Genomic DNA, 25,262 nt, shown 5'->3' on the forward strand with positions numbered 1-25,262 from the left:
CTACCATAGGAGTTCCCTCCGGAATGGATTCCATGCAACGCCACCCGCCCCTGCACCGCCCATTGCTGCGCCACCTGGACAACCTGCTGGTCACCCTGCTGGGCGTGGCGCTGCTGGTGCTGGCCTGGCTGTTCCTTGACGAGGCTGTGCGGCCGCTGCTGATTGGAGCAGTCCCGGTCTATCTCGGCGTACTGCTGCCGCGCATCGTCGGCCGTGACGAGCGCCTGCGCCGTGTGGAAGCCGCGCGGGAGCGCTCGGTGCGCGAATGGGGTTTCTGCAGCCGTGACCGCAACGGCCCGTGGATCAACTACATCGATTTCCCGCTGGTCTGCGAGGACCCGGTATTCGACGGCCGCTTCTTCTATAGCGAGTGGCTGGTGGTTCACGACGGCCGCATCATCATCAACCCCGGCCCCGCCAGCGTGGACCTCGCTGCCGGTACCGTGGGCTACGACTTCGGCTGCACCCGCACCTACGCCTGGGACGGCTGCTCGCCGAAGGTGCCGTTTTTCTGGGTCGCCACACTCGGTACGCCGGACTGGTGGGAACACCTGGAAAGCGTGCAGTGCCTGCGCCATGGCCAGCAGAAGGAGCGCGTGATGTTCTGGCCAGTGGCACACCACGCCAGCCTGGTGCATGACGCGCTGTACCAGTTCCTCAACGTTGCCCCGGTGACCAAGGCCGAGGCGGACGAGCTGTTCCACCGCATGCTGTTGCGCGCCGGCATGCCGCGCCTGGTGGCCTGGGTCTACCGCTTCGCGGTGGTCCATGGCGGCGCGCGCGACATGCGCCGCCAGCGCAACCCCAATACCTCGCTGCGCTGCCTGACCCCACTGCCCGGCCTCGAAGTCCATCGGGAACCACTAGCGCCGCACAAGGCTCGAAGCGCAGCGCTGCAAGAGTGACGGCCGATGCAGTAAAGTAGGCGGCCCGACAGCCCCACCCTTCGTCTAGGAAATCCACGCGATGGAACATCGTGAGTCGCTCCTTGCACTGCGCCAGTATCTCTCCAGCCAGATCCTCGGCCAGGAAAAGCTCATCGAGCGGCTGCTCATCGCCCTGATCGCCGACGGCCACCTGCTGGTGGAAGGCGCACCGGGCCTGGCCAAGACCAAGGCGATCAAGGACCTGGCCGAGGGCCTGGAGGCCGAGTTCCACCGTATCCAGTTCACCCCCGACCTGCTCCCGGCGGATATCACCGGCACCGAGATCTATCGCCCGGAGAACGGCAGCTTCGTGTTCCAGCAGGGGCCGATCTTCCACCACCTGGTGCTGGCCGACGAAATCAACCGCGCGCCGGCCAAGGTGCAGTCCGCCCTGCTCGAAGCCATGGCCGAGCGCCAGGTCAGCGTGGGCCGCAGCACCTATGACCTGCCGCCGCTGTTCCTGGTGATGGCGACGCAGAACCCCATCGAGCAGGAAGGCACCTACCCGCTGCCCGAGGCCCAGCTCGACCGCTTCCTCATGCACGTGAAGATCGGCTACCCGGAAGCCTCCGTGGAGCGCCGCATCCTCCAGCAGGCCCGAGGCGAAGCGCTGCATGGCGAGACGAAGCCGGAGCGCCGGGTTACCCAGGAAGCCATCTTCGCCGCCCGCCACGAAATCCTTGGCCTGTACATGGCCGACGCCGTGGAGGAATACCTGGTGCAGCTGATCATGGCCACGCGCACCCCGGCCAAGTACGACGCCGAGCTCGCCGAGTGGCTGTCCTACGGTGCCAGCCCGCGCGGCTCCATCGCCCTGGACCGCTGTGCACGCGCCCATGCCTGGCTGGCCGGACGCGACTTCGTCAGCCCCGAGGACATCCAGGCGATGCTCTTCGACGTGCTGCGCCATCGCCTGATCCTCACCTTCGAGGCGGAAGCCGCCGGGATCGACCAGGACCGTGTGGTCCAGCGCATCCTCGACGTGGTCGCCGTCGCCTGACATGCACAACGTCCTGGCGCCCGGCGTGGCCGTCTCGCTCGGCGAGCTGATCGAGATCCGTCACCGCCTGCGCGAAGTCCAGCTGTTCTCGACGCCCTCGCGGCGCAGCCCGTTGATCGGCCTGCACCACTCGCGCCTGCGCGGCCGCGGCGTGGACTTCGACCAGGTGCGCGTCTACCAGGCCGGCGACGACGTGCGCACCATCGACTGGCGCGTCACCGCGCGCACCCAGGAGCCGCACACCAAGCTCTTCCATGAGGAACGCGAGCGTCCGGTGTTCGTGCTGGTCGAGCAGAGCGCCCGGCTGTTCTTCGGCTCCGGCCTGTGCTTCAAGTCCGTACTCGCCGCCCGCGCCGCCGCCTTCGTCGGCTGGGCCGCGCTGGCGCACAATGACCGCATTGGCGGGCTGGTGTTCACCGACAGCGAATGCCACGAGATCAAGCCACGGCGCAGCAAGCAGAGCCTGCTGCAGTTGTTCAACCTGATCGTGCGCGCCAACAACGCCCTGCTCGCCGGTTCCAACCTCAGCCACAGCGGCGACGGCTTCGGCATGGCCCTGCGCCGCGCCCGCGAGGTGCTGCGCCCCGGCAGCCTGATCATGGTGATGTGCGACGAGCGCGCGCTCAGTGACGTCGCCGAGCAACAGCTGTCCCTGCTGGCGCGCCACACCGACCTGGTGATGTTGCCGGTGTCCGACCCGCTCGATCATGCACTGCCCGCCGCCGGCCTGTTGAGGTTCGCCGAGGGTCAGGCGCAGCTGGAACTGGACACTCACATCGACGAGCAACGCCTGGCCTACCGCGCCCTTGGCGAAGCGCGCCGCGAACGCTGGCAGCGCCTCGCCCTGCGCCTTGGCGTGCCGCTGCTGCCGCTGACCACCCAGGAAGAACTGGTGGAACAACTGCGCAACCTGCTGGAACAGCACCAGCCGGGCTACGCGAAATGAATCCCCTCGACCAGCTGCAACCGCTGATCGAACCCGCTGCGGTGCCCTGGTGGCCGCCGGCGCCGGGCTGGTGGGTGCTCGCCGCGCTGGTGCCGCTGCTGCTCTGGGGGCTCTGGCGCAACCGCCAGCGCTGGCTGCCCAGGCGCAAGGCCAAGGTGGTTGCCGAGGTGGCACTGGACCCGCTGCGCGAAGCCGCGCTGGAGGAACTCAAGCGCCTGCCACGCCCTTACGACCGCGCGCCGGCCGGCCCCTGGCTGCAATCGCTCAATGGCCTGCTCAAGCGCCTGTCGCGCGCCCGCTGGCCGGAGAGCCACAGCCATACCCTGAGCGGCCGCGCCTGGCTGGCCTTCCTCGATACGCGCTGCCCGGCCGCCGGCCTGACCCGCTGGATGATCCTGGTGGAAGGCGGCTACCGCGCCGAGTGCAAGCTGGACGACAAGGCCATCGACGGCCTCGCTGCATCGGTGGAAACCTGGGTGCGCAAGCATGTTTGAGTTCGCCTGGCCCTGGATCTTCCTGCTCGTCCCGCTGCCCTGGGTGATGCGCTTCATCCTGCCGCCGGCCGACAACGGCGAGGCGGCGATCAAGGTCAGCTTCCTCAAGGAACTCGAAGGCCTCGCCGGCCGCCGAGCCCGCGCACGCCTGCCGGCGTGGCGCCAGCAGGCGCCCTTCGCCCTGCTCTGGCTCTGCCTGCTGCTGGCCGCCGCGCGCCCGCAGTGGGTCGGCGAGCCGCTGCCGATCCCGGCCACCGGCCGCGACCTGCTGGTGGCGGTCGACGTCTCGGGCTCCATGGATTACGCCGACATGACCTGGGACGGCGCGCAAGTCAGCCGCCTCGACCTGGTGAAGAAACTCTTCGGCGACTTCATCGAGGGCCGCCGGGGCGATCGTGTCGGATTGATTCTGTTCGGTACCCGCGCCTACCTGCAGGCGCCCCTGACCTTCGACCGCCACACCGTGCGCATCTGGCTGGACGAGGCGCTGATCGGCATCGCCGGCAAGGACACCGCCCTGGGCGACGCCATCGGCCTGGCGGTCAAGCGCCTGCGCCAGCGCCCGGCCGAGAGCCGCGTGCTGGTACTGATCACCGACGGCGCGAACACCGCCGGCGAGATTTCCCCGCAGACCGCCGCCAAACTCGCTGCCGAGGAACAGGTGAAGGTCTACACCATCGGTATCGGCGCCGATCCCAAACAGGGTGGCGTCGCCGGGCTGTTCGGCCTCAATCCGGGGCTGGACCTGGACGAACCGACACTCAAGGCCATCGCCGAAAGCACCGGCGGCGAATACTTCCGTGCGCGCAACGGTGAAGAGCTGCAACGCATCTCCGACAGCCTCGACCAGCTCGAACCGGTGGAACAGAAGCCGACCCAGGCACGCCCGGCCATCGCGCTGTACCGCTGGCCGCTGCTGCTGGCCCTGCTGATCAGCGCGGCGCTGGTCGTCGGAACGTTGTGGCCGCCCGAGGACTGGCGCTGGCCGGCCTGGACGGCGCGCCTGCAGAAGGAGCGCCGGCCATGAGCCACGTCTGGCCGCACCTGCTGCACCCGCTCTGGCTGATCCTGCTGCTGCCGCTCGGCTGGTTGCTGTGGAAACTCTGGCACCGCGAACGCCGCGCCGGCCGCTGGCAATTGCTGCTGCCACCGGCCTTCCATCCGTGGCTGCTGTCCGGCGGCAGCGGCCGCCATGAGCGCCGCCCATGGATCTACCTCGGCATCGCCTGGCTGCTGGCCGTGCTCGCCCTGCTCGGCCCAAGCTGGGAGCAGGTGGAGCAACCGACCATGGAGCGCAGCGACCCTCTGGTGGTGGTGCTGGAACTCACCCCGCAGATGCTCGCCACCGACCTCAAGCCGACGCGCCTGGAGCAGGCCCGGCACAAGCTGCTCGACCTGCTGCAGAGCCGCAGCGACGCGCAGACCGCCATCGTCGTCTACGCCGGCAGCGCCCACACGCTGGTGCCGCTGTCCAATGACCTGGGCACCGCGCGCAACCTGCTGGACGCCCTGAAGCCGTCGATCATGCCCGAACCTGGCGAGCGCGCCGACCTTGCCGTGGCCCAGGCGCGCCGACTGCTGGACAACGGCGCCGAAGGCAACGGCCGAATCCTGCTGATCACCAGCGCGCTGGACGCCCGCGAACGCCAGGGCATCCGCCAGGCCCTCAAAGGCAAGGGCAAGGACCTGCTGCTGCTCGCCGTCGGCACCCCCGGCGGCGCGCCCATCGCCCAGGAAGACGGCACCTTCCTCAAGGACGACCAGGGCAACATTCTCGTGCCGCGGCTGGACGAAAACTCGCTGCGTGCCTTCGCCACCGACATGGGCGGACGCTTCCAGCGCCTGCGCGCCAGCAGCAGCGACCTGCGCTCCCTCGGCCTGCTGGACAGCACCCAGGGCCTGCAGGTGAGCGAGGAAGATGCCCTGCTGCGCCTGCAACGCTGGGCCGACCAGGGCTACTGGCTGCTGTTGCCGCTACTGCTGCTCGCCGCCTGCGCCGGCCGACGCGGCTGGCTGTTCAGCCTGCCGCTGTTGCTGCCGCTGCTGTGGGCGCCGCCGCAGGATGCCAACGCCTTCGAGTTCAACGACCTCTGGCTGCGGCCCGACCAGCAGGGCCAGCGCCTGCTCGACGCGGGGCACCCCGCCGAAGCCGCCGAGCGCTTCGACGACTTCCGCTGGAAAGGCCTGGCGCTGTACCGCGCCGGCGACTATGTCGACGCCGCCCAGGCCTTCGCCCAGGGCGATGAGGCCGCAGACCACTACAACCGCGGCAACGCCCTGGCGAAACAGAACGAGCTGGAGGCGGCCATCGACGCCTATGACCAGGCGCTGGAGCGCGAGCCCGAGCTGGAGTCGGCCAAGCGCAACAAGGCGCTGCTCGAAGACCTGCTGCGCCAGCGCAAGGACAACCCCGCGGGCGATGGCACCGACCAGCCGCCGCAGCAGAACCAGGACCCCGCCCAGAGCAGCGATCCCCAGGCCGCCAAGCCGCAGGACCAGCAGCAAGAGGAAGAACATTCCAGCGAACGCGACTCGCAGCCGGCACCGGCAGCGAAGAACCCTTCGCAGGAAGCCGACCGCCCCTCCGCCAGCCACAGCGACAAGCCCGGCGAGGACGCCCGCGAAGAACAGGAAACCAACCCGGAAGATGCCGGTCCACTAGGTGACGAGCGCCGTCAGGCCCTGGAACAGTGGCTGCGGCAGATTCCCGACGATCCGTCCGAGCTGTTGCGCCGCAAGTTCTGGTACCAGCAACAGCAGCAGCGCCAGGAACCCAACCCATGAAAAGGCTGATCTGCCTGACCCTGCTCTGCCTCGTCGCCTTCCGCGCCGAGGCCAGCCTCACCGCCAGCGTCGACCGTGCCCGCCTGAACCAGGGCGAGAGCGTCGAGCTGACGCTGGAATCCGACGACCCCACGCTGTTCGGCAAGCCCGACCTGAAGCCGCTGGACGAGCAGTTCGTGGTGCTCGGCACCCGTCAGGTCAACCGCCTGACCACGCTCAACGGCAAGTCCCAGGCCACCACGCGCTGGATCATCACCCTGCAGCCGCGCAACGAAGGCAAGGTGGAAATCCCGCCGATCCACCTGGGCGGCAATGCCAGCGAACCGATCAGCCTCGACGTGCTCAAGGCCGAGGACAGCGCCGAGGGCCAGAAGCTCGCCCCGGTGTTCATCGACGCCAGCGTCGACCGCGAGGAAAGCTGGGTGCAGGCCCAGGTGATCCTCACCCTGCGCATCTATCACTCGGTGTCGTTGTACGACGACAGCAGCCTCAGCCCGCTGCGCATGAACGACGCCCGCGTCGAGCAACTGGGTGAGGCGCGCACCTACGAGAAGGACATCAACGGCGTTCGCCACGGCGTGATCGAAGTGCGCTACGCGATCTTCCCGCAGAACAGCGGCACCCTGGAAATCCCCGGCCAGACCTTCAACGCAACCCAGGTCGCGCAGCGCCGCAACGAGGACAACAATCCCTTCGGCCCGCCAACGGGCAAACAGATTCGAGTGGTCTCGCCGAGCATCCCGCTGCAGGTCGATCCCAAGCCCGCCGATTACCCGAAAGACGCACCGTGGCTGCCTGCCCGCTCGCTCAGCCTGACCGAGACCTGGAGCCCGCAGCCGGAAGAGGCCAAGGCCGGCGAGTCGCTGACCCGCAACATCATGCTGCGCGTGGAAGGCCTCTCCAGCGCCCAGCTGCCGCCGTTGCCCATCAGCCTGCCCAAGGGCCTGCGCCATTATCCGGACCAGCCGCAGCTGGCCAACGAGGCCAGCGACCAGGGCATGATCGGCAGTCGCGAAGAGCGTGAAGCACTGATCGCCGACAAGGCCGGCCCGGTGGAGCTGCCGCCGGTGGAAATCGTCTGGTGGAACACCCGGGAGCGCCGCGTCGAGCGCACCAGCCTGCCGGCGCGCACGCTGCAGGTCGCTGCCAACGCACAACTCGAAGAGCACGCCGAGCCCCCCGCCGCGCCCAGCGAAGCGCCGGTCAGCGACACGCTGCTGTGGCCCTGGCAGCTCGCCTGCGCACTGCTCAGCCTGACCACCCTGCTCGGCTTCGGCCTGTGGTGGCGCGCCCGTAGCCAGCCGGCGGTGATCCGTGTGGCGCAGGCTGGCCCCAGTACCCGCACGCTGCTCGACGAGCTGCGCCGCGCCTGCCAGGCCAACGATTCCCACGCCACCCGCCAGGCGCTGGACGCCTGGGCCCGCCAGCAGCCGGAAACCCTGGCCGACATGGCGGCGCGCTTCGTGCCACTGTCCGATGCGCTGGACGGTCTGAACGGCGCGCTCTATAGCGACAGCGAAGGCGGTCGCAACTGGCAGGGTGAAGACCTCTGGCGCGCCATCCGCACCCTCCCTGGCGCCGATCCGGACGCGCCACCAGCGCCGGAAGCCAGCAGCCTGCCGCCGCTCTATCCACGCTGACAGCTATGCTGGAGGCATCCCCGCCAGAGGTGCCTCCATGCCCGCCCACCGGCTGATTCCAGCACTGGCCGCCGGCCTGCTGCTGATCTGCGACCTGCTCCAGGCAGCCCCGCTGAGCGCTGCCGAGGTTCTGCCACCGACCCAGCCACTGCAGGGCCCCGGCGGCTCGAACTATGCCCACGCCGACGTGCGCCAGTGGCACTTCACCACCGACGGCAACGAGTACTGGGTGTTCACCCCGGACCGTCCTGCCCCGTCCACGGCCCCCGTCGTGGTCTTCACCCACGGCTGGAGCGTCATGCAGCCCGACCTCTACCGCGCCTGGATCGAGCACATCGTCCGGCGCGGTGCCATCCTCATCTACCCGCGCTACCAGGCCACGCTGAAGACGCCGGCGGCGGAATTCCTGCCCAACGCCGCCGATTCCGTGCGCCGCGCCCTCGCCGATCTGCAGGCGGGCAAACTGGGGGTGAAGCCGGAGCTGGAGCACGTCGCCTATGTCGGCCATTCGGCGGGCGGCCTGATCGCCAGCGGGCTGGCAGCCTCCTGGCAACGCCTCGGCGTGCCACAACCGCGCGCGCTGATGGCGGTTGAGCCGGGCAAGAGCAGCGGCCCGCGCTGGCGGCAGGTGCCGCTGGAGCCACTGGCAAACATTCCCGCCGGCACCTTGCTGCTGGCTGTTTGTGGTGATGAGGACGATCGCGTCGCCTGCGATGACGCGCGACGCGTCTACGCGGAGAGCACCCAGGTCGCACCGCGCGACAAGGACCTGCTCCTGCTGCGCAGCGACCGCCACGGCAGCCCGCCGCTGCTGGCCAATCACGCAGCGCCGACCGCGCCGCGTTTCGATCCGCGCTACCCGCCCAGCGACTCTTCCAGCTGGCTGCTCAACCGCGTGCAGGAACGCGTGAAGCAACGGCTAAAACAGGGCCAGCCGTCGGCACACAACGCGCTGGCCACCGATGCGATGGACTGGTTCGGACCGTGGAAGTTGTTCGATGCGCTGTGCGATGCGGCCTTCTACGGCCAGGACCGCGACTACGCGTTGGGCGGCGGGCCGGCGCAGCTGTCCATGGGGCGCTGGAGCGATGGAACTCCGGTCAAGGCGATCCAGCGGTTGTCCCAATCCCGCCCCTGATGGTTCGGGCGCAGGGCGGGTTCGCGAGCAAGCTCGCTCTTACGAAGAGCCACGCCGCTCTGGCTCTGATGAGACTTCCAGAGAAACATCCGCACGCGCCGAATGCCCCGTTCAACGAGGGTATTTTTCGCCTAAGCGAAAAACCGGTTGTCCGGGGCAAGACCTTTGCCTTCTTTGGGTGGGGCGGCCATCCGTCGTTTGCCAAAGAAGGTCGCCCGAGGGGGCGAAACACGGAGTCCACGCGCATGCTGAAGCGGCGCCGAAATACCCAAGCCGAAGCAGCAAACCTGCAACACCAGAAAAACGTCGGCCCTGCCGACGGATCGCGGGCATGGCCCGCTCCTACAGGGCCCAGTCGACTCAGTTGGCGCTGCTCTCCATCACCGCGCCCTTGAACACATCGTCCAGCGGCACCTGGTAGCCGATGGCAAGGCGGTTGGTCTCGTTGGCCATGGCCACCACCGCCATCAGCTCGCCGAGCATGGCGTCGTCCATCCCGGCCTTGCGCGCCGCGGCGCCGTGGGAGCCGATGCAGTAATTGCAGTTGTTGGTGACGCTGACGGCGACGTAGATCAGCTCCTTAACCAGCGGATCGAGCTGCCCCGGCCCCATGACTTCCTTGAGACTTTCCCAGGTGCGCTTGAGCGTCTGCGGATGGTTGGCGAGGGCCTTCCAGAAGTTATTCACCCAGTCGATCTTGCGGGTCGCCATGATGTCGTCGTAGACGGCACGGACTTCAGGACTGGCTTCGGCGTACTCGATGAGCTGGAAGGACATGGGGTCTCCTAACGGAAAGGAATAAGAAAAGCAGAATTCAGAATTGGATGGCGGATCAGACGATGGAGAAAGATAAGGCGCTTTCTTCCATCCCTGTCAAGGAATCAGACCCATGCAACGCCTCCCCGCCCTGCTCTTCACCGCCGCCCTGCTGCCCGCCGCGAGCCAGGCCGCCCAGCCCGGCCTGTGGGACACCTACGCCAGCCTCAAGCAGCACACTTTCGTCGACCTGACCCACTCGTTCGACAGCAACACGCCGCACTGGAAAGGCTTCGAACCCATGGGCCGCAAGACGCTCTACACCGTGGACAAGGATGGCTTCCAGGTGGAGCTGTACAGCCACGTCGGACAGTGGGGCACCCACGTCGACCCGCCGGTGCACTTCCACAAGGGCCTGCGCAGCGTCGACCAGCTCGATGTGAAGGAGCAGTTCCTGCCGCTGGTGGTGTTCGACATCCATGAACAGGTGGCGAAGAACCCCGACTACGTACTCACCCTCGCCGATGTGAAGGCCTGGGAGGCCAGGCATGGTGCGGTACCGGAAGGCTCCTTCGCGGCGTTGCGCACCGACTGGTCCCAGCGCTGGCCAGACCAGGCGAAGATGCAGAACCAGGACGCCAACGGCGTGGCGCACTATCCGGGCTGGAGCAAGGAGGCGCTGGTGTACCTCTACGAGACGCGCAAGATCACTGCATCGGGCCACGAGACCACCGACACCGATCCGGGCATCGCCACCAGCAAGGACGACTATTCGCTGGAGTCCTACATCCTGGGCACCGACCACTACCAGATCGAACTGCTCGCCAACCTCGACAAGGTGCCCGAAGCCGGCGCGCTGGCGGTGGTGAGTTTCCCGAAGATTGCCCAGGGTACGGGCTTCCCGGCGCGGGTGTTTGCGATTCTGCCGTGAAGGCGGCCCCCTTACGAAGAATATAAAAAAACGCGGCCCGAGGGCCGCGTTCTTTATTGCTCGAGCGTCGATCAGTGAACCAGGATCGAAGCCTTCTTCTGACGCACCTTCTCCGGGTTGATCAGGAAGCGCGCCAGCGCCGGCAGCAGCCACAGGGCGCCGAACATGTTCCAGAGGAGCATGAAGGTCAACATCAGGCCCATGTCGGCCTGGAACTTGATCGCCGAGAAGATCCAGGTGGCGACGCCGATGGCCAGGCACAGGCCGGTGAACAGTACCGCTTTGCCCGTGGACTTCAGGGTCTCGTAGTAGGCTTCCTGCAGGGACAGGCCCTGGCGCAGGAAGGACTCCAGGCGGGTGTAGATGTAGATGCCGTAGTCCACGCCGATACCCACGCCCAGCGCGATCACCGGCAGGGTCGCCACCTTCACGCCGATGCCCAGGGTCGCCATCAGCGCGTTGCCCAGTACCGAGGTGAGGATCAGCGGCAGCACGATGCACAGGGTCGCGGCGAAGGAGCGGAAGGTGATCAGGCACATCAGCGCAACGCAGATGTACACCAGGATCAGGATGGTCAGTTCCGAGTGCTTGATCACGTCGTTGGTGGCGGCCTCGATACCGGCGTTACCGGCGGCGAGCTTGAACTTCAGGTCGTCCTTCTCGTTGGCCTTGGCGAAGTCCTGAACGACGGCCACGGCGCGGTCGAGGGTCTCGGCCTTGTGGTCGTTGAGGAACACCAGCAGGGGCGCCAGCGAGCAGTTGCTGTTGAACAGGCCTTCGGCGCGGCTGATGGAGTTGTTCAGCACGTCCTGGTTGCGCGACAGCGACTCCCACTTCAGGTTGCCTTCGTTCATGCCCTTGATCATCTGCTTGGAGACGGTGACCAGGGAGATGGCCGACTGCACGCCCTGGGTGTTCTCCAGGCGCCAGGACAGCTCGTCGATGGCGGACAGGGTCTTGTGGGTGGAGCAGCCTTCGGCCTCGGACGCCACCATCACCACCAGCACGTCGGAGCTGGTCGAGTAGTTGCGGATGATGAAGTCGTTGTCCAGGTTGTAGCGCGAATCCGGACGCAGTTCCGGCGCGCCCTGGTCGAGGTCGCCGATCTTCAGGTGATGGCCCTGCCACATGCCGCCGGCGAACATCGCCAGGGCAATGACCACGGAAATCGGCGCCACCGACGGGCTGGCGAAGTTGGACAGCGCACGCCAGAAGGGATGGTCGCGCACGGCGTCTTCCTTGCTGCGCTGTACCGCCTTCTTGCTGATGCCGATGTAGGAAATGGCAACCGGCAGCAGGATCAGGTTGGTGAACACGATCACCGCCACGCCGATGGACGCGCCGATGGCCAGTTCGCGGATCACGCCGATGTCGATCACCAGCAGGGTGATGAAGCCGACGGCGTCCGCGAGGATCGCGATCATGCCCGGCAGGAACAGCTGGCGGAAGGTGCGGCGGGCGGCCAGCAGCGGGGTTTCCGCGTCACTGGACTGCAGGGCGATACCGTTGATCTTCTGCACGCCATGGGAAATACCGATGGCGAAGATCAGGAACGGCACCAGCATCGAGTACGGATCCAGCCCGAAGCCGATGATGTGCAGCAGGCCCAGCTGCCAGATCACCGCCACCAGGGTGGTGGACAGCACGGCGATGGTGGAGCGCACGCACTTGGTGAACCACAGCAGCAGCACCAGGGTGATGACGAAGCAGATGCCGAAGAAGCCGACCACCATCAGCAGGCCGTCGATCAGGTCACCGACCTTCTTGGCGAAGCCGGTGATGTGGATCTTCACGTTGGGGTTCTGCAGCTGGTACTTGTCGCGGATCTTCTCTTCCAGCTCATGGGAGAACTGGCGGTAGTCCAGCTTCATCAGCTTGCCCTGGTCCTTCGGGTCCGGGTAGACCTCCAGCAGCGGCACGTCGACGATGCTCGACTTGAAGTTGTTGGCCACCAGGCGGCCGATCTGGCCGGACTTGAGCACGTTGTTGCGCAGCAGGTCCAGGGCCTTGGCGGAACCGTCGTAGGTCTGCGGGATCACCTCGCCACCGGCGAAGCCTTCCTCGGTCACTTCGGTCCAGCGCACGCTCGGGCTCCACAGAGACTTCATGCCGGAGCGGTCGACGCCGGGGATGTAGAAGACCTCGTCATGGATCTGCCGCAGCGTCTCCATGTATTCCTTGGTGAAGATGTCGCCATTCACCGCTTCCACCGAGATGCGCACGGTGTTGCCGAGGTTGGCCAGGTCGTTGCGGTGCTCCAGCATGTTCTGGATGAACGGGTGCTGCAGCGGGATCATCTTCTCGAAGCTGGTGGACGGACGCACTTGCGTGGCCGACCAGGCGAGGAAGACGGTCACCAGCAGGCACGCGATGATCACGAACGGCCGGTGGGTGAAGATGATGCGTTCCAGGAAAGTCGCCTTGTCCTGTTGATGCTTGTTCAGAGCGTTCATTGCGGCTCCCCGGCTTATTGTTGTTCTGTCAGCTCGGCGCCGGTCGCCGAAGCCAGGTGGATACCGCCCTGGCCGACCAGGACCAGGTTGCCATTGCCGGCCGCGCTCACGCCCGCGAGGGACAGGCGATCCGGACGGTTGACGACACTGAAGCTCACGCCGTCGTCCTTGCTCTCCAGCACGCTGCCGCCATGGCCGACGACGACGATGGTGCCGTCATCCAGCAGGCTGCCTTCGGAGAGGCCGAACTCCAGCTCGCCGCCGTTGGCGGTGGGCAGGCTGACCTGCTGCCAGGTGCTGCCGAAATCGGTGGAGCGGAACAGGTGGCCGCGCAGACCGTAGGCCAGGACGGTGCCGGCCTGGGTGGTGCCGGTGGCGCCGAACAGCGAGCCTTCGTACGGGCCCTGGAGTTTTTCCCAGGTCTCGCCCCAGTCCTTGGAGCGGAACATGCTGCCCGCCTCGCCGACCACGAACAGGCCGGAATCCTTCACCGCCGTGATGGCGTTGAGGTGGAACTGGTCTTCGTTGTCCAGGCGGTCGCTGACGTCTTCCCAGTGCTGGCCACCGTCGGTGGTTTCCAGCAGCGCGCCATAGGCGCCCACGGCCATGCCGTGGTTCTCGTCCTGGAACCAGATGTCCAGCAGCGGCGCTTCGCGCTTGAGGTCCTCGAACTGGCGCACCCAGGTGGTGCCGCCATCGGTGGTGGCCAGGACCTGGGCGTCATGGCCGACGGCCCAGCCCTTCTTGTCGCTGATGAAGAACACCGAGGTCAGCAGCTGGCGGGTCGGCACGGTGGCCTGGGTCCAGCTCTTGCCTGCGTCGTCGGAATAGAGGATGTGCCCGTGATCACCCACCGCGATCAGCCGCTTGCCGGCATGGGCAATGCTCAGCAGCAGGCTGCTGGAGGCCTTGGCGGAAACGATCGAGTTGGAATCACTGGCGGCGTCCGTTGCGGCAACGGCATGCAGCGGAGCCAGGGACATCATCAGGAAGGAAAACGCGCCGAGCAGGGAAACCGTCTTGCGCGACATCGGGAAGGAGCTTCGCACTCCCGATACGGGCTGCTCGCTCGAAGTGCGCCACAGGGGCTCACGCATATGCCTTTACCTCTTTTTCTTATGCAGGCGGTATGTAGTTTGGAGCTATATAGCCAGCCTTTTCCGAGGCTGACAATTAACGGCACGTTATCTTTTGTTAAGCCCTGGCCGCCTCACTCGAAAGGATGACTGCATTTTGCCATCTCAGCCGAAAGGCGCGCAGCTGGGGGCTTCCAGCGGGTTGAGCGGTAACACTTTTCGTCTCCGCCCTACAGGGTCTGGCGACTTTTCAACCACAAATGAAAAAGCCCACCGAAGGGCGGGCTCTTTCAGGCATGACACGAACTCAGCGGGTGCCGCGGCGACGCAGTGCGGACGGGCTGAAGTAGGAGTCGTCCGGTACGGCCTGGCCGAAGTCGATGGTGCTCGGCTCTTCGTTGTCCAGGTTCTGTACGTGGTAGCGACGGGCCTGCAGGTCGTGGAAGGTATCCAGAGCGGTCCAGGTGGTGGGCAGCTCGTAGTAGTTCTTCAGGTAGGCCAGCGAAACACGCCACAGCTCGCCGCGACCGTCGTACTGATCGACTTCGGCGGCGCCCCAGCTGTCTTCGTCCAGGAACAGCACGCGCTTGGAGTAGATGTGGCGCGAGCCCGGCTTCAGGGTGCCTTCGACGACCCACACGCGGTGCAGTTCGTAGCGGGTGTACTTCGGGTTCAGGTGGCTGGGGGTCAGCAGATCCTTGTACTTAACCTCAGGGCTGGAAACCTTGTAGTTGTTGTACGGGATGTACATTTCCTTCTTGCCGATCAGTTTCCACTCGTAGCGATCCGGCGAGCCGTTGAACATGTCGGTGTCGTCGGCGGTACGCAGGCCGTCAGCGGCAGCGATCGGGGTGTCGTAAGCCAGGTTCGGCGCACGGCGCACGCGGCGCTGGCCAGCGTTGTAGCCCCAGGCCTGACGCGGCTCCTTCACCTGATCCAGGGTCTCGTGGACCAGCGCGGCACCACCGGCCAGGCGAGCCGGGCTCTTGGTGAACGACAGGTAGTAGAACAGCAGGTTGTTCAGGTCAGCGAAGCTCTTGCCCTGGACGTAGTACTTGAACAGTGCTTCCTGCTGCGAGGTCACCAGCGAGTAGTCACCATTACGCTGCACGGCCACTTCGGACGCACGGCGCACGATGAAGGTACCGCGGTAACGAGCGATGTGGTTCCACACCGCCTCCACGCCGCTCTGCGGGATCGGGAACGGAATGCCGCCGAAGGCATCGACGAAGCCGTTGCCGCCCTCGGCCAGCTTGGCGCTGGTGGCGTTCTTCAGGGTGTTGTCATACACCCACTGCGGTGCCGAACCACTGCGGCGGCTCGGGTACACCGGCATCTGGAAGGTGTCCGGGTAGGTGGCGAACAGCGCCAGGGTGCCCGGCGTCAGGTTGGCCTTGTACTGGTCCAGGTTCGCCTTGGTGATGGTGTACAGCGGCTTGTCGGCGGCAAACGGGTCGATGTGGTGCTGGCCCGGCTTGTAGCCGGCCGGCGCCTGGGTGATGCCACCGGTCCAGGCCGGAATGGTGCCGGCGGCGTTGCCGGCCTTTTCCGCGCCCATCGGGGTCAGGGTCGACTGCAGCTTGGCCGCGTCCTGCGGGGAAACCGCTGCCAGGGCGCTGCCGGCCGACAGGGCCAGGGCCACTGCGGCGCCAACCAGGGTACGCATGTTGCGCATGTTGCTTCTCCGTGAGGTGTGCGCGGCGGGTACTTCTGAACCCCGCCGCGCGGCTTTCATAGGATCTGTTTTCGTTAGAACGAGTACTTGACGTTGAAGCCCACGTTGTCGCGGTCGCGTGCGGCGTTGTTCTGCCCGGCGCCGTAGAACTCGGTGTATTGCAGCTCGGCTTCCAGGGCGTTCAGGTAGGTCGCCTTGACGCCCAGGGTGTAGGCCTTGCGGCCTTCGATGAAGTTGCCGGTCTGGTAGGAGTTGCCTTCGAAGTCGTCCTTGTAGACGGCGTAGGGCGAGATGTTCACGCCGGCGAAGACGTCGTTCCAGGTACCCGACAGCAGCAGGGTGTAGCCGTAGGCGTTCTTGTTCACCTGATCGTCGCGGTCGTAGCCGGAGATGTAGGCGCCGTTGCTGCGGCCGGAGTAGTAGCGGGTGGTGCCGTCGTACGCGGTGTATTTCAGGTCGCTGCCGCGCAGGTGCTCGGAGGCCAGTTCCGCCACGCCCATCAGCGAGTCGAAGGACAGCGAGGGACCGAAGTTGTAGATGGTACCCAGCGAGGTGTTGAAGGCCTCGACGCGCTCGTAGTTGTGGATCTGGTCGCTCATCGAAACCTGGCCGCCACCGATATTCACGGTCTTGCCGCTGGCCAGACCCGGAGCCTGGACCAGCAGGTCGCCGAGCAGGTCGTTGGTGGTGGCGATGCCGATCGGCAGGTTCGGACGGTAGGCCAGCTCACCGAACACCGAGGCATCGCCCACGGTGGTGTTGAAGCTGAAGCCGTACATGCGGATGTTCTCGACGTACTCGCGACGGGCGTTGACCTGGTTGGCCACGTCCACGGAGGTCGCGCCGTTGACCAGGCTCAGCACCTGGCCGGCCAGGGCGTTGCCGCCTCCTGCCGCGCTTACCAGCTGGTCGTAGGAGCTGAAGCCGCCAATGCCGGCCAGCTGGTCGAGGTTCACGCCGGCGTAATCGCTGTTCAGGTCGGCGTAGATGGTCGGCTCTTTCGAGTGGTAGTTGACGAAGTAGAAGCCGAACTCGGTGGAGTTCAGCTCTTCGGCCACGTAGTGGAAGGCCACGCCGAACTGACCATCGTTCTTGGCGTTGATGTCCTTGCCGACGTTGGCGACCTTGAACACCCCATTGGAGTCCAGGTAGCTGGTGCCCTGCAGGCCGCCCACATGGGCTGCCGACAGCTGCGGGTAGAGTGTCTGGAACAGCGGGTTGGAGAGCGCACCCACGGTGGTGTAGGCGGTGTTGCCACCATCGGCGAACAGGTCGGTCTCGGAGAAGAAGGTGCCGACCGGGTCGATACGGGTTTCCTTCCAGTTCCACTGGTAGAAAGCGTCCATCGACAGGTTGTCGGTCAGGCCGATGTTGAAGCTCGCGGCCTCAACCGGCATCAGCACTTCCTTCAGCTCTGCGCCCGGCAGGCGGAACTTGGCGGCGTCCACCGGGTTGGTGGTGTTGACCCCACCACGGTAGAAGATGCCCTCGCCCCAGTTGAACACCTGGCGACCCAGGCGCGCGGTCAACGGGTGGTCGGCCACGTCCCAGTTGCCATAGACGTAGGCATCGAGGATCTCGGCGCGGTTGCCGGCGGCGTCACGGGTCTCGCTGGTGAAGCGGTCGCTGTTGGGGTAGGTCTGGCTCGGCTGCGCCGGGTGGTTGTTGTCGTAGTAGTCGTTGCGCTTGTCCATGATCTGGGTGTCATAGAAAGCCGAACCACGTACGAACAGGCCGTAGTTCTTGTAGGTCGCTTCCAGGTCGGAAGTGATCTTGTACACCTCGGAAACCAGGCCGGTGTCGAAGTTGCGGTTGCCGTCGTTGCCGTTGATGTCGTTATTGGTCTTGTCCTGACCCTGTACGCGCCACAGCGAGCCGTAGGAAACGGTGCTGTCCAGCGAGCCGGTCACCTCGTTGTCGAGGAAGCTGAACTCCACGGCGGTCGCCGGGGCGGACATCAGCAGAGGCAGGATGCCTGCCAGGGCGAAGCCCGCACGAGCAGGCGCATAACGCAAGACGGGCTTGCGAACTGGGATTTCCATTAGGACTCACTCCATGGACTGATCATTCTTTGGCGGTGCCGCCACTGCGGGCGGTTCACCGTTTTCAGCCGTTATTCCACGGCCTTGTTGTCGTCGATCTGAAGGAAACTCCCCCAAGGTGCTCGACATGCCTCCCGCCCCATCGGACGGGCAAAGGCTAAGCGGGGTCCGTCGGTGCAACCCCAGTGCCAACAGCACCGATGTATCCGATTCTGCTTACAAAAAATAAAGAATCTGCGCGCTACTTTTTGTGACTGGTCGTTCACTGATCAAATCAAGTGGCTGATTGCGCCATTTGACACCCCTGATGGCGCAATCGGCCCCTGAAGGCGCGACGCAGACACATCGGGGTTTTTCGCCCAATATCACAAAGCGATAAGAATGATATCGGTTAATTTCGATAGGTAACAAAAAGGTGTTACCAACAAAAGTTGGTAACACCTTTTCGAAAGTGCATTGCGCCCCTGGGACGGGGCGCGGCGGGTGTGTTACGCGAGGCTCTTGCTGACCACTTCGTATACATCGCTGGACAGCTCGCCGGACGCGAGGATGCGTTCCAGCTCGGCCTTCATCAGCGCCTGACGCGTCGGCGCGTACTTGCGCCAGCGGGTCAGCGGGGTCAGCAGGCGCGAGGCGATCTGCGGGTTGAGCGCGTTGAGGGTGATGATCTGGTCGGCCAGGAAGCGGTAGCCGGCGCCGTCTGCGCGGTGGAAGTTCACCGCGTTCTGGTTGGCGAAGGCGCCGATCAGCGCGCGGATCTTGTTCGGGTTCTTCAGGGTGAAGGCCGAATGCTTCATCAGTTCCTGTACACGCTCCAGCCCGCCCGGCAGGGTGCAGCCGGCCTGGACGCTGAACCACTGGTCCATCACCAGCGGGTCGTCCTTGAAGTAGTCGGCGAACATCGCCAGCCCCTCGGCCTTTTCACTCTCGAAGGACGAGTTGACCAGCACGGCCAGCGCGGTCAGGCGCTCGGTCATGTTGTCGCAATCCTTGTACTGCTCCTGGCAGGCGGCGAGCACCTCGGCCTTGCCGCTCTGCATGAGGTAGGAGAGAGCGATGTTCTGCAGGCTGCGGCGGGCGATATGCGAAGCCTCGGCGACGTAGGCGGTCTCGCGGGACTGCTTGCGGTTGGCCTGGTAGCGCTCCCACAACGGCTCGTGCAGCGCCGCACCGATCTGCTGGCGGGCGAACTCGCGGGCGGCGTGGATGGCCTCGACATCAGCCACTTCGCTGATCTCGGTGAGGTACGCCTCGCTGGGCAGCGAGAGCATCTCGGCGACCATGGCCTGGTCCAGGCCGGTATCCAGCAGCAAGGTTCGGAAGGCGGTGATCAGGCGATCATCCAGGACAAGCTTCTCGCCACGCTGGTGCTGGCCGATCAGCTCCTGCAGGACTTGTACGGACAGCTGCTGGCCGGCTTCCCAGCGGTTGAAGCCGTCCTCGTCGTACTGCATGAGGAACATCAGCTGGTCGCGGTTGTACGGGAAGCTCAGTTTCACCGGCGCGGAGAAACCACGCAGCAGCGACGGCAGCGGCTTCTCGGCGAGGCCGACGAAGGTGAACGATTGTTCGGCCTCGGTGACCTGCAGCACGCGATCGCTGCCATGGGCGTGCTCTTCACCCTGCAGGCGCAGCGACAGGGCGTTGCCCAGCTTGTCGATCAGGCCCATCTGCACCGGAATGACGAAGGGCTGCTTCTCGCTCTGCCCCGGCGTGGCCGGGCAGCTCTGGCGGAAGGTCAGGGTGTAGCTCTGCGCGGCGGCGTCGAAGCTCTCCTCCACCGCCAGACGCGGGGTGCCGGACTGGCTGTACCAGCGCTTGAACTGGGTCAGGTCGACTCCGTTGGCGTCTTCCATGGCCTTGACGAAGTCGTCGCAGGTCACGGCCTGGCCGTCATGGCGCTCGAAGTACAGGTCGGTGCCCTTGCGGAAGCCGTCGGCGCCCAGCAGGGTGTGGATCATGCGTACCACTTCCGAACCCTTCTCGTAGACGGTCAGGGTGTAGAAGTTGGAAATCTCGATGAAGGAATCCGGGCGCACCGGGTGCGCCATGGGACCGGCGTCCTCGGCAAACTGGTTGGTGCGCAGGAAGGCCACGTCCTCGACGCGCTTGACGGTGCGCGAGTTCATGTCGGCGGAGAACTCGCTGTCGCGGAACACGGTGAAGCCTTCCTTGAGCGACAGCTGGAACCAGTCGCGGCAGGTCACGCGGTTGCCCGACCAGTTGTGGAAGTACTCGTGGGCGACGACACCTTCGACGCGCTGGTGCGCGGCATCGGTGGCGGTCTCGGCCTTGGCCAGTACGCAACTGGAGTTGAAGATGTTGAGGCCCTTGTTCTCCATGGCGCCCATGTTGAAGTCGTTGACCGCGACGATCATGAAGATGTCCAGGTCGTACTCGCGGCCGTAGACCTTCTCGTCCCAGCGCATCGAGTTCTTCAGGCTGTCCATGGCGTGCTGGACCTTGTCGATGTTCTCCGGCTCGACATAGATGCGCAGGGTGACTTCGCGCTCGCTCATGGTGGTGAACTGGTCTTCCACGCACCAGAGGTCACCGGCGACCAGGGCGAACAGGTAGGCCGGCTTCTTGAACGGGTCCTGCCAGGTCGCCCAGTGGCGGCCGCCCTCTTCCGAGCCGCTGGCCACCGGGTTGCCGTTGGAGAGGAGCACCGGATACTGGTGCTGCTCGGCCGACAGCGTGGTGGTGAAGCTGCTCATCACGTCCGGGCGGTCGAGGTAATAGGTGATCTTGCGGAAGCCTTCAGCTTCGCACTGGGTGCAGAACATCTTGCCGGACTTGTACAGGCCTTCCAGCGCGGTGTTGCTTTCCGGGTGGATGCGCACGGTGCTGTCGACGGTGAAGGTCTTCGCCGTCGGCTGCAGGGTCAGGTGGTTCTCGTCCTGCTGGTACTGGCCGGCTTCGAGGGTCTGGTCGTCCACCGCCACCGACAGCAGCTCCAGCTGCTGGCCGTCGAGCACCAGCGGCGGCAAGCCGTCGCCGCGCTCCGGATTGCGGCGCATCACCAGCTGGGCGTGGACCAGGGTGTGGTCCTCGTACAGCTCGAAGGTCAGGTTGGTCTCGTCGATCAGGTACTCGGGCGCCTGATAATCCTTGAGGTAGATGACTTTCGGTTGCTCGGTACGCATGGCTTTTGGCCCCTTGGAAGGCGGCAGGCAGGATGGGCCGGCCGGAGGAATACTGACTCTAGCGATTGGGAACGGCGCGGGCGAGTCGGGAACGCATCTATCCCTAGATGCGTTCCTCGTGCCGAAAATTCAATGCAGGTTCGATCAGGCGCTGATGGCCAGTTGGTACGCGGTGAACTTGCGCACGTTGATCACGCCGGTATCGAAGATCAGGTACTGGCCCTTGATACCCTGCAGGGTACCCTCGACCACCGGCGTCTTGTCCAGATCGAAACTGGTGATCTTGGGCAGGTAGGCCTCCACCGGGTAGCTGATCTCGATGGGGTCCATGTCGATCACCGGCTGGATCGCCTGCAGGCCGAAGCGCTGCTGCAGCGCGACGATGCCCTCGGCGCAGGCATCGAAGATCTGCTCGCGGATGGCTACCAGGTCCAGCGGCTCGGCCTCGCCCTTGAGCAATGCGCGCCAGTTGGTGCGGTCGGTGACCTGGCTACGCAGCAGGTCCTCGACGAAGCCGGACTGCTGGCGAGTCGCCACGCGCATGATCGGCAGCGCCTGGCGCGCGCCCTGGTCGATCCAGCGGGTCGGCACCTGGGTGGCGCGGGTGATGCCCACCTTGGCTCCCGAGGAGTTGGCCAGGTAGACCACGTGATCGGTCATGCAGAAGCGCTCGCCCCACTCCGGCTCGCGGCAGGAGCCGTCCTCGAAGTGGCACTTCTCCGGGCTCATGATGCAGCTGTCGCATTGCGCCAGCTTGGTGAAGCACGGGTAGCAGTAGCCCTGGGCAAAGCTCTTCTTGGTCTTGCGCCCGCAGTGGCAGCAGTTGATCTCGCCCAGGTACTCCAGGCGCACGGTCTTGCCGATCAGCGGGTTCACCGGGACCTGCGCATCGCCCAAGCGAAAGGCGTACTGCACGGGGCTTTCCAGGCGCGCCGACATCTTGTCCAGGGCGCCGCGTCCAATCTCTTGCATCAAAACCCTGCCATCAGTGCAGCGAATTGGAGGAGAAGAGGATGTTCGGGATCGGCTCGGCGTGGGATTCGCAGGCCTGCGGGCCCATGTAGCCGGTGCGCTGGTCCTCGGGCAGGTTGTCCATCTCCCAGGCGATCATGGCCTGCAGCGACAGCTCCTTCTGCTCCTGGGACAGCTTGCGGCCGTCGGGCCATTTGCCGATTTCCACGGCCAGCTTGAGGCTCTCGTAGATTTCGGGGGTGATGTTCTCGATCATTTCGGCGAAGGACGACATGGGCCGGCTCCTGCAGGGGAAAAACGAAGCCGGCATTCTACCGGGCGAAAGCGCTGTGCGCACGAACGCCGGTCAATCGGTTGCGCGGCTCCCGTTCATCCAGGGGCGCTTTCGCAGGATGGCGTGGAGCGAAGCGATACCCATCGATCCCAGCACCGACAGCATGGGTATCGCCTAGGCTCCACCCATCCTGCGAAGTCGCCAGCCGGCAAGGATCGGCCGATGATGAGACGCCGCAATGCGGCTCAGCGCGCCGCGCGCCGAGCCAACAGCCCGCCGACCAGACCACTCAGGCAACCGGCCACCAGCCCGCCGACGTGGGCGCCGTTGGCGATGGAGCCGAAGCCGAGCAAATCGATCACACCCGACAGGCACACCAGCAGCCAGATCAGCATCATCGCCACCACGCCCCTGGGCAGGTGGTAGGCCGGCGTCGGCGCCATGCGCTGAAAGATCCAGCAGTGGCCGAGCAGGCCGTAAAGCACGCCGGACAGCCCGCCGAACAGGCTCGGCCCGCTGAAGCCGTACTGCACCAGGTTCGACACCAGGCCGAAGCCCAGGCTCAGCCCCAGCAGCATCCAGGCGCCCTGGCGATACTCGATGCGCCGGCCCAGCTCCCAGTACCACATGGCGTTCATCGCCAGGTGCAGCCAGCCGAAGTGGATCAGCATGGGCGTGAACAGGCGCCACCACTGCCCCTGCGCCAGCGAGTCGGACAGCGGATAGAACAGCGCACGATCCTCGCCGACCATCTGGAAATTCTGGAAAGTGAACCAACGCAACGTCTCGGGGGAGGTGCCCAGCAGAGTGATGGCCGCCACCACGAAGGTCACCAGCAGCACCGCCGCCGTCATGCGGCTCATCTTCAGTTGCTGGACGAAACCCGGGCCGCGGCGCAGGGTCTCGGCCTGCACGGCGAATTGCGGGTCGCCCTGCGGATAACGCTCGTAGAGCGTGCGGACCTGCTCAGCCAGTTGCGCGTTGGGCACCCAGAGCACCTGCTCGCCGGATTCCTCGCTGACCCGGAACGGCACGTTCAGGCGCTGCAGCAGGGTGACGAACTGCCCCAGGTCGACCGCCGCAGGCAGTCGCATTGCTTCAATCGCGCTCACTCATCGCCCTCCGGACGCTTTACATCCACCCAAACGAACTTGTTGCGGTCCAGCCGCGTTTCCTCGTCCAGCCGGTAAGCCGCGAGCTTGCCGTACATCACTGCGCTGTAGTCCAGGCAGGCGAGGTTCGGGCGGATCGGCGCCGGGGTGCCGCGCCGCCAGTAGTGGCCGACGAACAGCAGCGGCTCGTCGGGGCCGTAGGTGAGCAGGCGGGACTTCTGCTCCTCGCTCAGGCGCTCGCTGGCCACTTCGTCAGGCAGCGCGTCGGGCTGGAACACGATGTCGCCGTAGGTTTCCGGCGCGCGGTCTTCTTCCCAGAACTTGGTGCGGAAGAAGGCGCGGGTGAAACCGTCGCTGCCGGTCAGCGTCAGGCCGTTGGGCAGGCGCATGTCGGTGCCGCGCAGCAGGCGGTCGCAGGCCTGCTGGGCAAAGCTGCCCGGCTCGGCAGTGGCCATGAGGAAGGCTTCGTCGATGCGCCCGTCAGGAAACTGCTGGCGCAGCGTGTCGATCACGTCGTGGTCCCAGCAGGCGTGGACCATGCGGAAACGCCCGGAATCGAGGAACAGCGGCATCTCCTGGAACCAGCCGAGGAAGTCGCGCCAGTCCGCCGGGTGACCTTCGAACTGCTCCAGCGTCTCGCGGATCAGCCGGGCATGGCGAGGCGTGTGCTCGCGCACGTACTGGCGGCCACTGCCCGGCGCGGCGGGCGTGGACCAGCCGAGCGCGTTGAATTCATGGTTGCCCATGATGCACAGCGCCTCGCCGGCGGCGACCATGTCGTGCACTCGGTGCAGCGCCTCACGGATGCGCGGGCCACGGTCGATGAGGTCGCCCAGGAACAGCGCCTGTCGCCGCGCATGTCGCCACACGCCACCCTGCGAGCGATAGCCGAGGCGCTCCAGCAGATGGTCGAGGGTGTGCGCGCAGCCGTGGATATCGCCGATCAGGTCATAGCCACGTGCGGGGTCGAGTTCCATCACTCGCTGCTCCCGAGGCGGCTGCCCCAACCCAGCTTGGTCCGGCAGACCTCGTAGTAGTTGTGGTCGATGGGATGGATCAGGCGCAGCTTCTGCGGCTTCTTGCTCACCGTGACGGTGTCGCCCGGCGCGCAGGTGAAGTGGTTCTGGCCGTCGCAGGACACCTGCGGGTAGATCTGCATGTTCGGTGAGACGACGATCTTCAGCTCGCTGTTGCCGTCGACCACGATGGGGCGGCTGGACAGCATGTGCGGGTACATCGGCACGACCACGATGGCATCCAGCTTGGGATGCATGATCGGCCCGCCAGCGGACAGCGCGTAGGCGGTGGAGCCGGTCGGGGTGGCGACGATCAGGCCGTCGGCCTTCTGGCTGCAGACGAACTGGCCATCGATGTACAGCTCGAACTCGATCATCCGCGTGGACTTGCCGGGGTGCAGCACCACGTCATTCAGCGCGTCGCCCTGGCCGATGGATTCGCCGTGGCGGCGCACCAGCGCGTCGAGCAGGAAGCGGCTTTCGACGATGTACTGGCCGCCGAGCACTTCGGCGACCTTGGTTTCCAGTTCGTCAGGGCGGATGTCGGTGAGGAAGCCCAGGCTGCCGCGGTTGATCCCCAGCACCGGCACCTTGTGCCGCGCCAGGGCCCGCGCGGCGCCGAGCATGCTGCCGTCGCCGCCGACCACGATCACCAGGTCGCAGATCTCGCCCATGATCTTTCGCGAGCAGGTCTGCAGGCCGTGGCCCGGCAGGACCTCGGCGATGGTGTCCTCGAGGATCACGTGCAGGTGGCGCTCGGTGAGGAATTTCTTCAGCCGACGGATGGTTTCCAGAACCTGGGTGCTGCCCAGGCGGCCGATGATGCCGATATTGCGAAAGGGTTCCATGGGACTCCGGACGGCGTTGCGCTACTCGAATGG

20 protein-coding genes are annotated in these 25,262 nt (G+C 65.7%); 9 read left to right on the top strand and 11 right to left on the bottom strand.

Annotated features, from left to right (window positions below; genetic code table 11):
- Positions 1–23 precede the first annotated feature (23 nt).
- The 8 genes from IB261_RS20325 to IB261_RS20360 all read left to right on the top strand — a co-directional run bounded on the left by IB261_RS20325 (position 24) and on the right by IB261_RS20360 (position 8,928).
- Positions 24–905 carry a DUF1353 domain-containing protein gene (locus IB261_RS20325; protein ID WP_225605917.1) on the top strand — a complete coding sequence of 294 codons (882 nt, stop codon included), beginning with the start codon at positions 24–26 and terminating at the stop codon, positions 903–905.
- Positions 906–966: 61 nt separating this feature from the next.
- Complete coding sequence (locus tag IB261_RS20330; RefSeq protein WP_045211803.1) at positions 967–1,926, top strand: AAA family ATPase; 960 nt, start codon at positions 967–969, stop codon at positions 1,924–1,926.
- Between the two features lies 1 nt (position 1,927).
- Positions 1,928–2,872 (top strand): DUF58 domain-containing protein, encoded by a 945-nt coding sequence (locus tag IB261_RS20335; protein ID WP_192381274.1) that lies wholly within the window; start codon positions 1,928–1,930, stop codon positions 2,870–2,872.
- Positions 2,869–3,366, top strand: coding sequence for a DUF4381 domain-containing protein (locus IB261_RS20340; RefSeq protein WP_192381273.1), 498 nt, complete (start codon positions 2,869–2,871; stop codon positions 3,364–3,366). The genes IB261_RS20335 and IB261_RS20340 overlap by 4 nt, the downstream gene beginning before the upstream one ends.
- Positions 3,359–4,393: a vWA domain-containing protein gene (locus IB261_RS20345; protein WP_192381272.1), complete on the top strand. Its 1,035-nt coding sequence runs from the start codon at positions 3,359–3,361 to the stop codon at positions 4,391–4,393. The genes IB261_RS20340 and IB261_RS20345 overlap by 8 nt, the downstream gene beginning before the upstream one ends.
- The gene (locus IB261_RS20350) at positions 4,390–6,150 is read left to right on the top strand and encodes a VWA domain-containing protein (protein WP_192381271.1); all 1,761 of its coding nucleotides are present in this window, start codon (positions 4,390–4,392) and stop codon (positions 6,148–6,150) included. Before IB261_RS20345 ends, IB261_RS20350 begins: the two co-directional genes overlap by 4 nt.
- On the top strand, positions 6,147–7,790 hold the full coding sequence (locus IB261_RS20355; RefSeq protein WP_192381270.1) for a BatD family protein: 1,644 nt from the start codon (positions 6,147–6,149) through the stop codon (positions 7,788–7,790). Before IB261_RS20350 ends, IB261_RS20355 begins: the two co-directional genes overlap by 4 nt.
- A 37-nt stretch (positions 7,791–7,827) precedes the next feature.
- Positions 7,828–8,928 (top strand): alpha/beta hydrolase fold domain-containing protein, encoded by a 1,101-nt coding sequence (locus IB261_RS20360; protein WP_192381269.1) that lies wholly within the window; start codon positions 7,828–7,830, stop codon positions 8,926–8,928.
- Between the two features lie 360 nt (positions 8,929–9,288).
- On the opposite strand, the gene IB261_RS20365 is transcribed toward IB261_RS20360, so the two are convergent.
- Positions 9,289–9,705, bottom strand: coding sequence for a carboxymuconolactone decarboxylase family protein (locus tag IB261_RS20365; protein ID WP_192381268.1), 417 nt, complete (start codon positions 9,703–9,705; stop codon positions 9,289–9,291).
- Between the two features lie 112 nt (positions 9,706–9,817).
- Between IB261_RS20365 and IB261_RS20370 the strand changes: the two genes are divergently transcribed.
- Positions 9,818–10,615, top strand: coding sequence for a cyclase family protein (locus tag IB261_RS20370; protein ID WP_192381267.1), 798 nt, complete (start codon positions 9,818–9,820; stop codon positions 10,613–10,615).
- 71 nt (positions 10,616–10,686) lie between these two features.
- On the opposite strand, the gene IB261_RS20375 is transcribed toward IB261_RS20370, so the two are convergent.
- From IB261_RS20375 to IB261_RS20420, 10 genes are all read right to left on the bottom strand, one after another.
- Positions 10,687–13,068 (bottom strand): efflux RND transporter permease subunit, encoded by a 2,382-nt coding sequence (locus tag IB261_RS20375; protein ID WP_192381266.1) that lies wholly within the window; start codon positions 13,066–13,068, stop codon positions 10,687–10,689.
- Between the two features lie 14 nt (positions 13,069–13,082).
- A complete protein-coding gene (locus tag IB261_RS20380; protein WP_081519389.1) occupies positions 13,083–14,165 on the bottom strand; it encodes a WD40/YVTN/BNR-like repeat-containing protein in 1,083 nt (360 codons plus the stop codon).
- Positions 14,166–14,451: 286 nt separating this feature from the next.
- Positions 14,452–15,819 carry a DUF1329 domain-containing protein gene (locus IB261_RS20385; RefSeq protein WP_081519388.1) on the bottom strand — a complete coding sequence of 456 codons (1,368 nt, stop codon included), beginning with the start codon at positions 15,817–15,819 and terminating at the stop codon, positions 14,452–14,454.
- 74 nt (positions 15,820–15,893) lie between these two features.
- Complete coding sequence (locus IB261_RS20390) at positions 15,894–17,861, bottom strand: DUF1302 domain-containing protein (RefSeq protein ID WP_192381265.1); 1,968 nt, start codon at positions 17,859–17,861, stop codon at positions 15,894–15,896.
- Between the two features lie 488 nt (positions 17,862–18,349).
- Positions 18,350–21,007, bottom strand: a complete 2,658-nt coding sequence (gene pepN / locus IB261_RS20395) for an aminopeptidase N (RefSeq protein WP_192381264.1) — start codon at positions 21,005–21,007, stop codon at positions 18,350–18,352.
- 144 nt (positions 21,008–21,151) lie between these two features.
- Positions 21,152–21,979 (bottom strand): DUF2797 domain-containing protein, encoded by an 828-nt coding sequence (locus IB261_RS20400; RefSeq protein WP_192381263.1) that lies wholly within the window; start codon positions 21,977–21,979, stop codon positions 21,152–21,154.
- Positions 21,980–21,992: 13 nt separating this feature from the next.
- Positions 21,993–22,253 carry a YeaC family protein gene (locus IB261_RS20405; protein ID WP_045211838.1) on the bottom strand — a complete coding sequence of 87 codons (261 nt, stop codon included), beginning with the start codon at positions 22,251–22,253 and terminating at the stop codon, positions 21,993–21,995.
- A 245-nt stretch (positions 22,254–22,498) separates the two neighbouring features.
- Positions 22,499–23,347 (bottom strand): rhomboid family intramembrane serine protease, encoded by an 849-nt coding sequence (locus IB261_RS20410; protein ID WP_225594661.1) that lies wholly within the window; start codon positions 23,345–23,347, stop codon positions 22,499–22,501.
- A gap of 14 nt (positions 23,348–23,361) precedes the next feature.
- Positions 23,362–24,342 (bottom strand): metallophosphoesterase, encoded by a 981-nt coding sequence (locus IB261_RS20415; protein ID WP_151187784.1) that lies wholly within the window; start codon positions 24,340–24,342, stop codon positions 23,362–23,364.
- On the bottom strand, positions 24,342–25,229 hold the full coding sequence (locus IB261_RS20420) for an NAD(+) kinase (protein ID WP_017519352.1): 888 nt from the start codon (positions 25,227–25,229) through the stop codon (positions 24,342–24,344). The genes IB261_RS20415 and IB261_RS20420 overlap by 1 nt, the downstream gene beginning before the upstream one ends.
- Positions 25,230–25,262: the final 33 nt, after the last annotated feature.

The organism is Pseudomonas sp. PDM20, from assembly GCF_014852575.3.
Lineage (GTDB): Bacteria > Pseudomonadota > Gammaproteobacteria > Pseudomonadales > Pseudomonadaceae > Pseudomonas.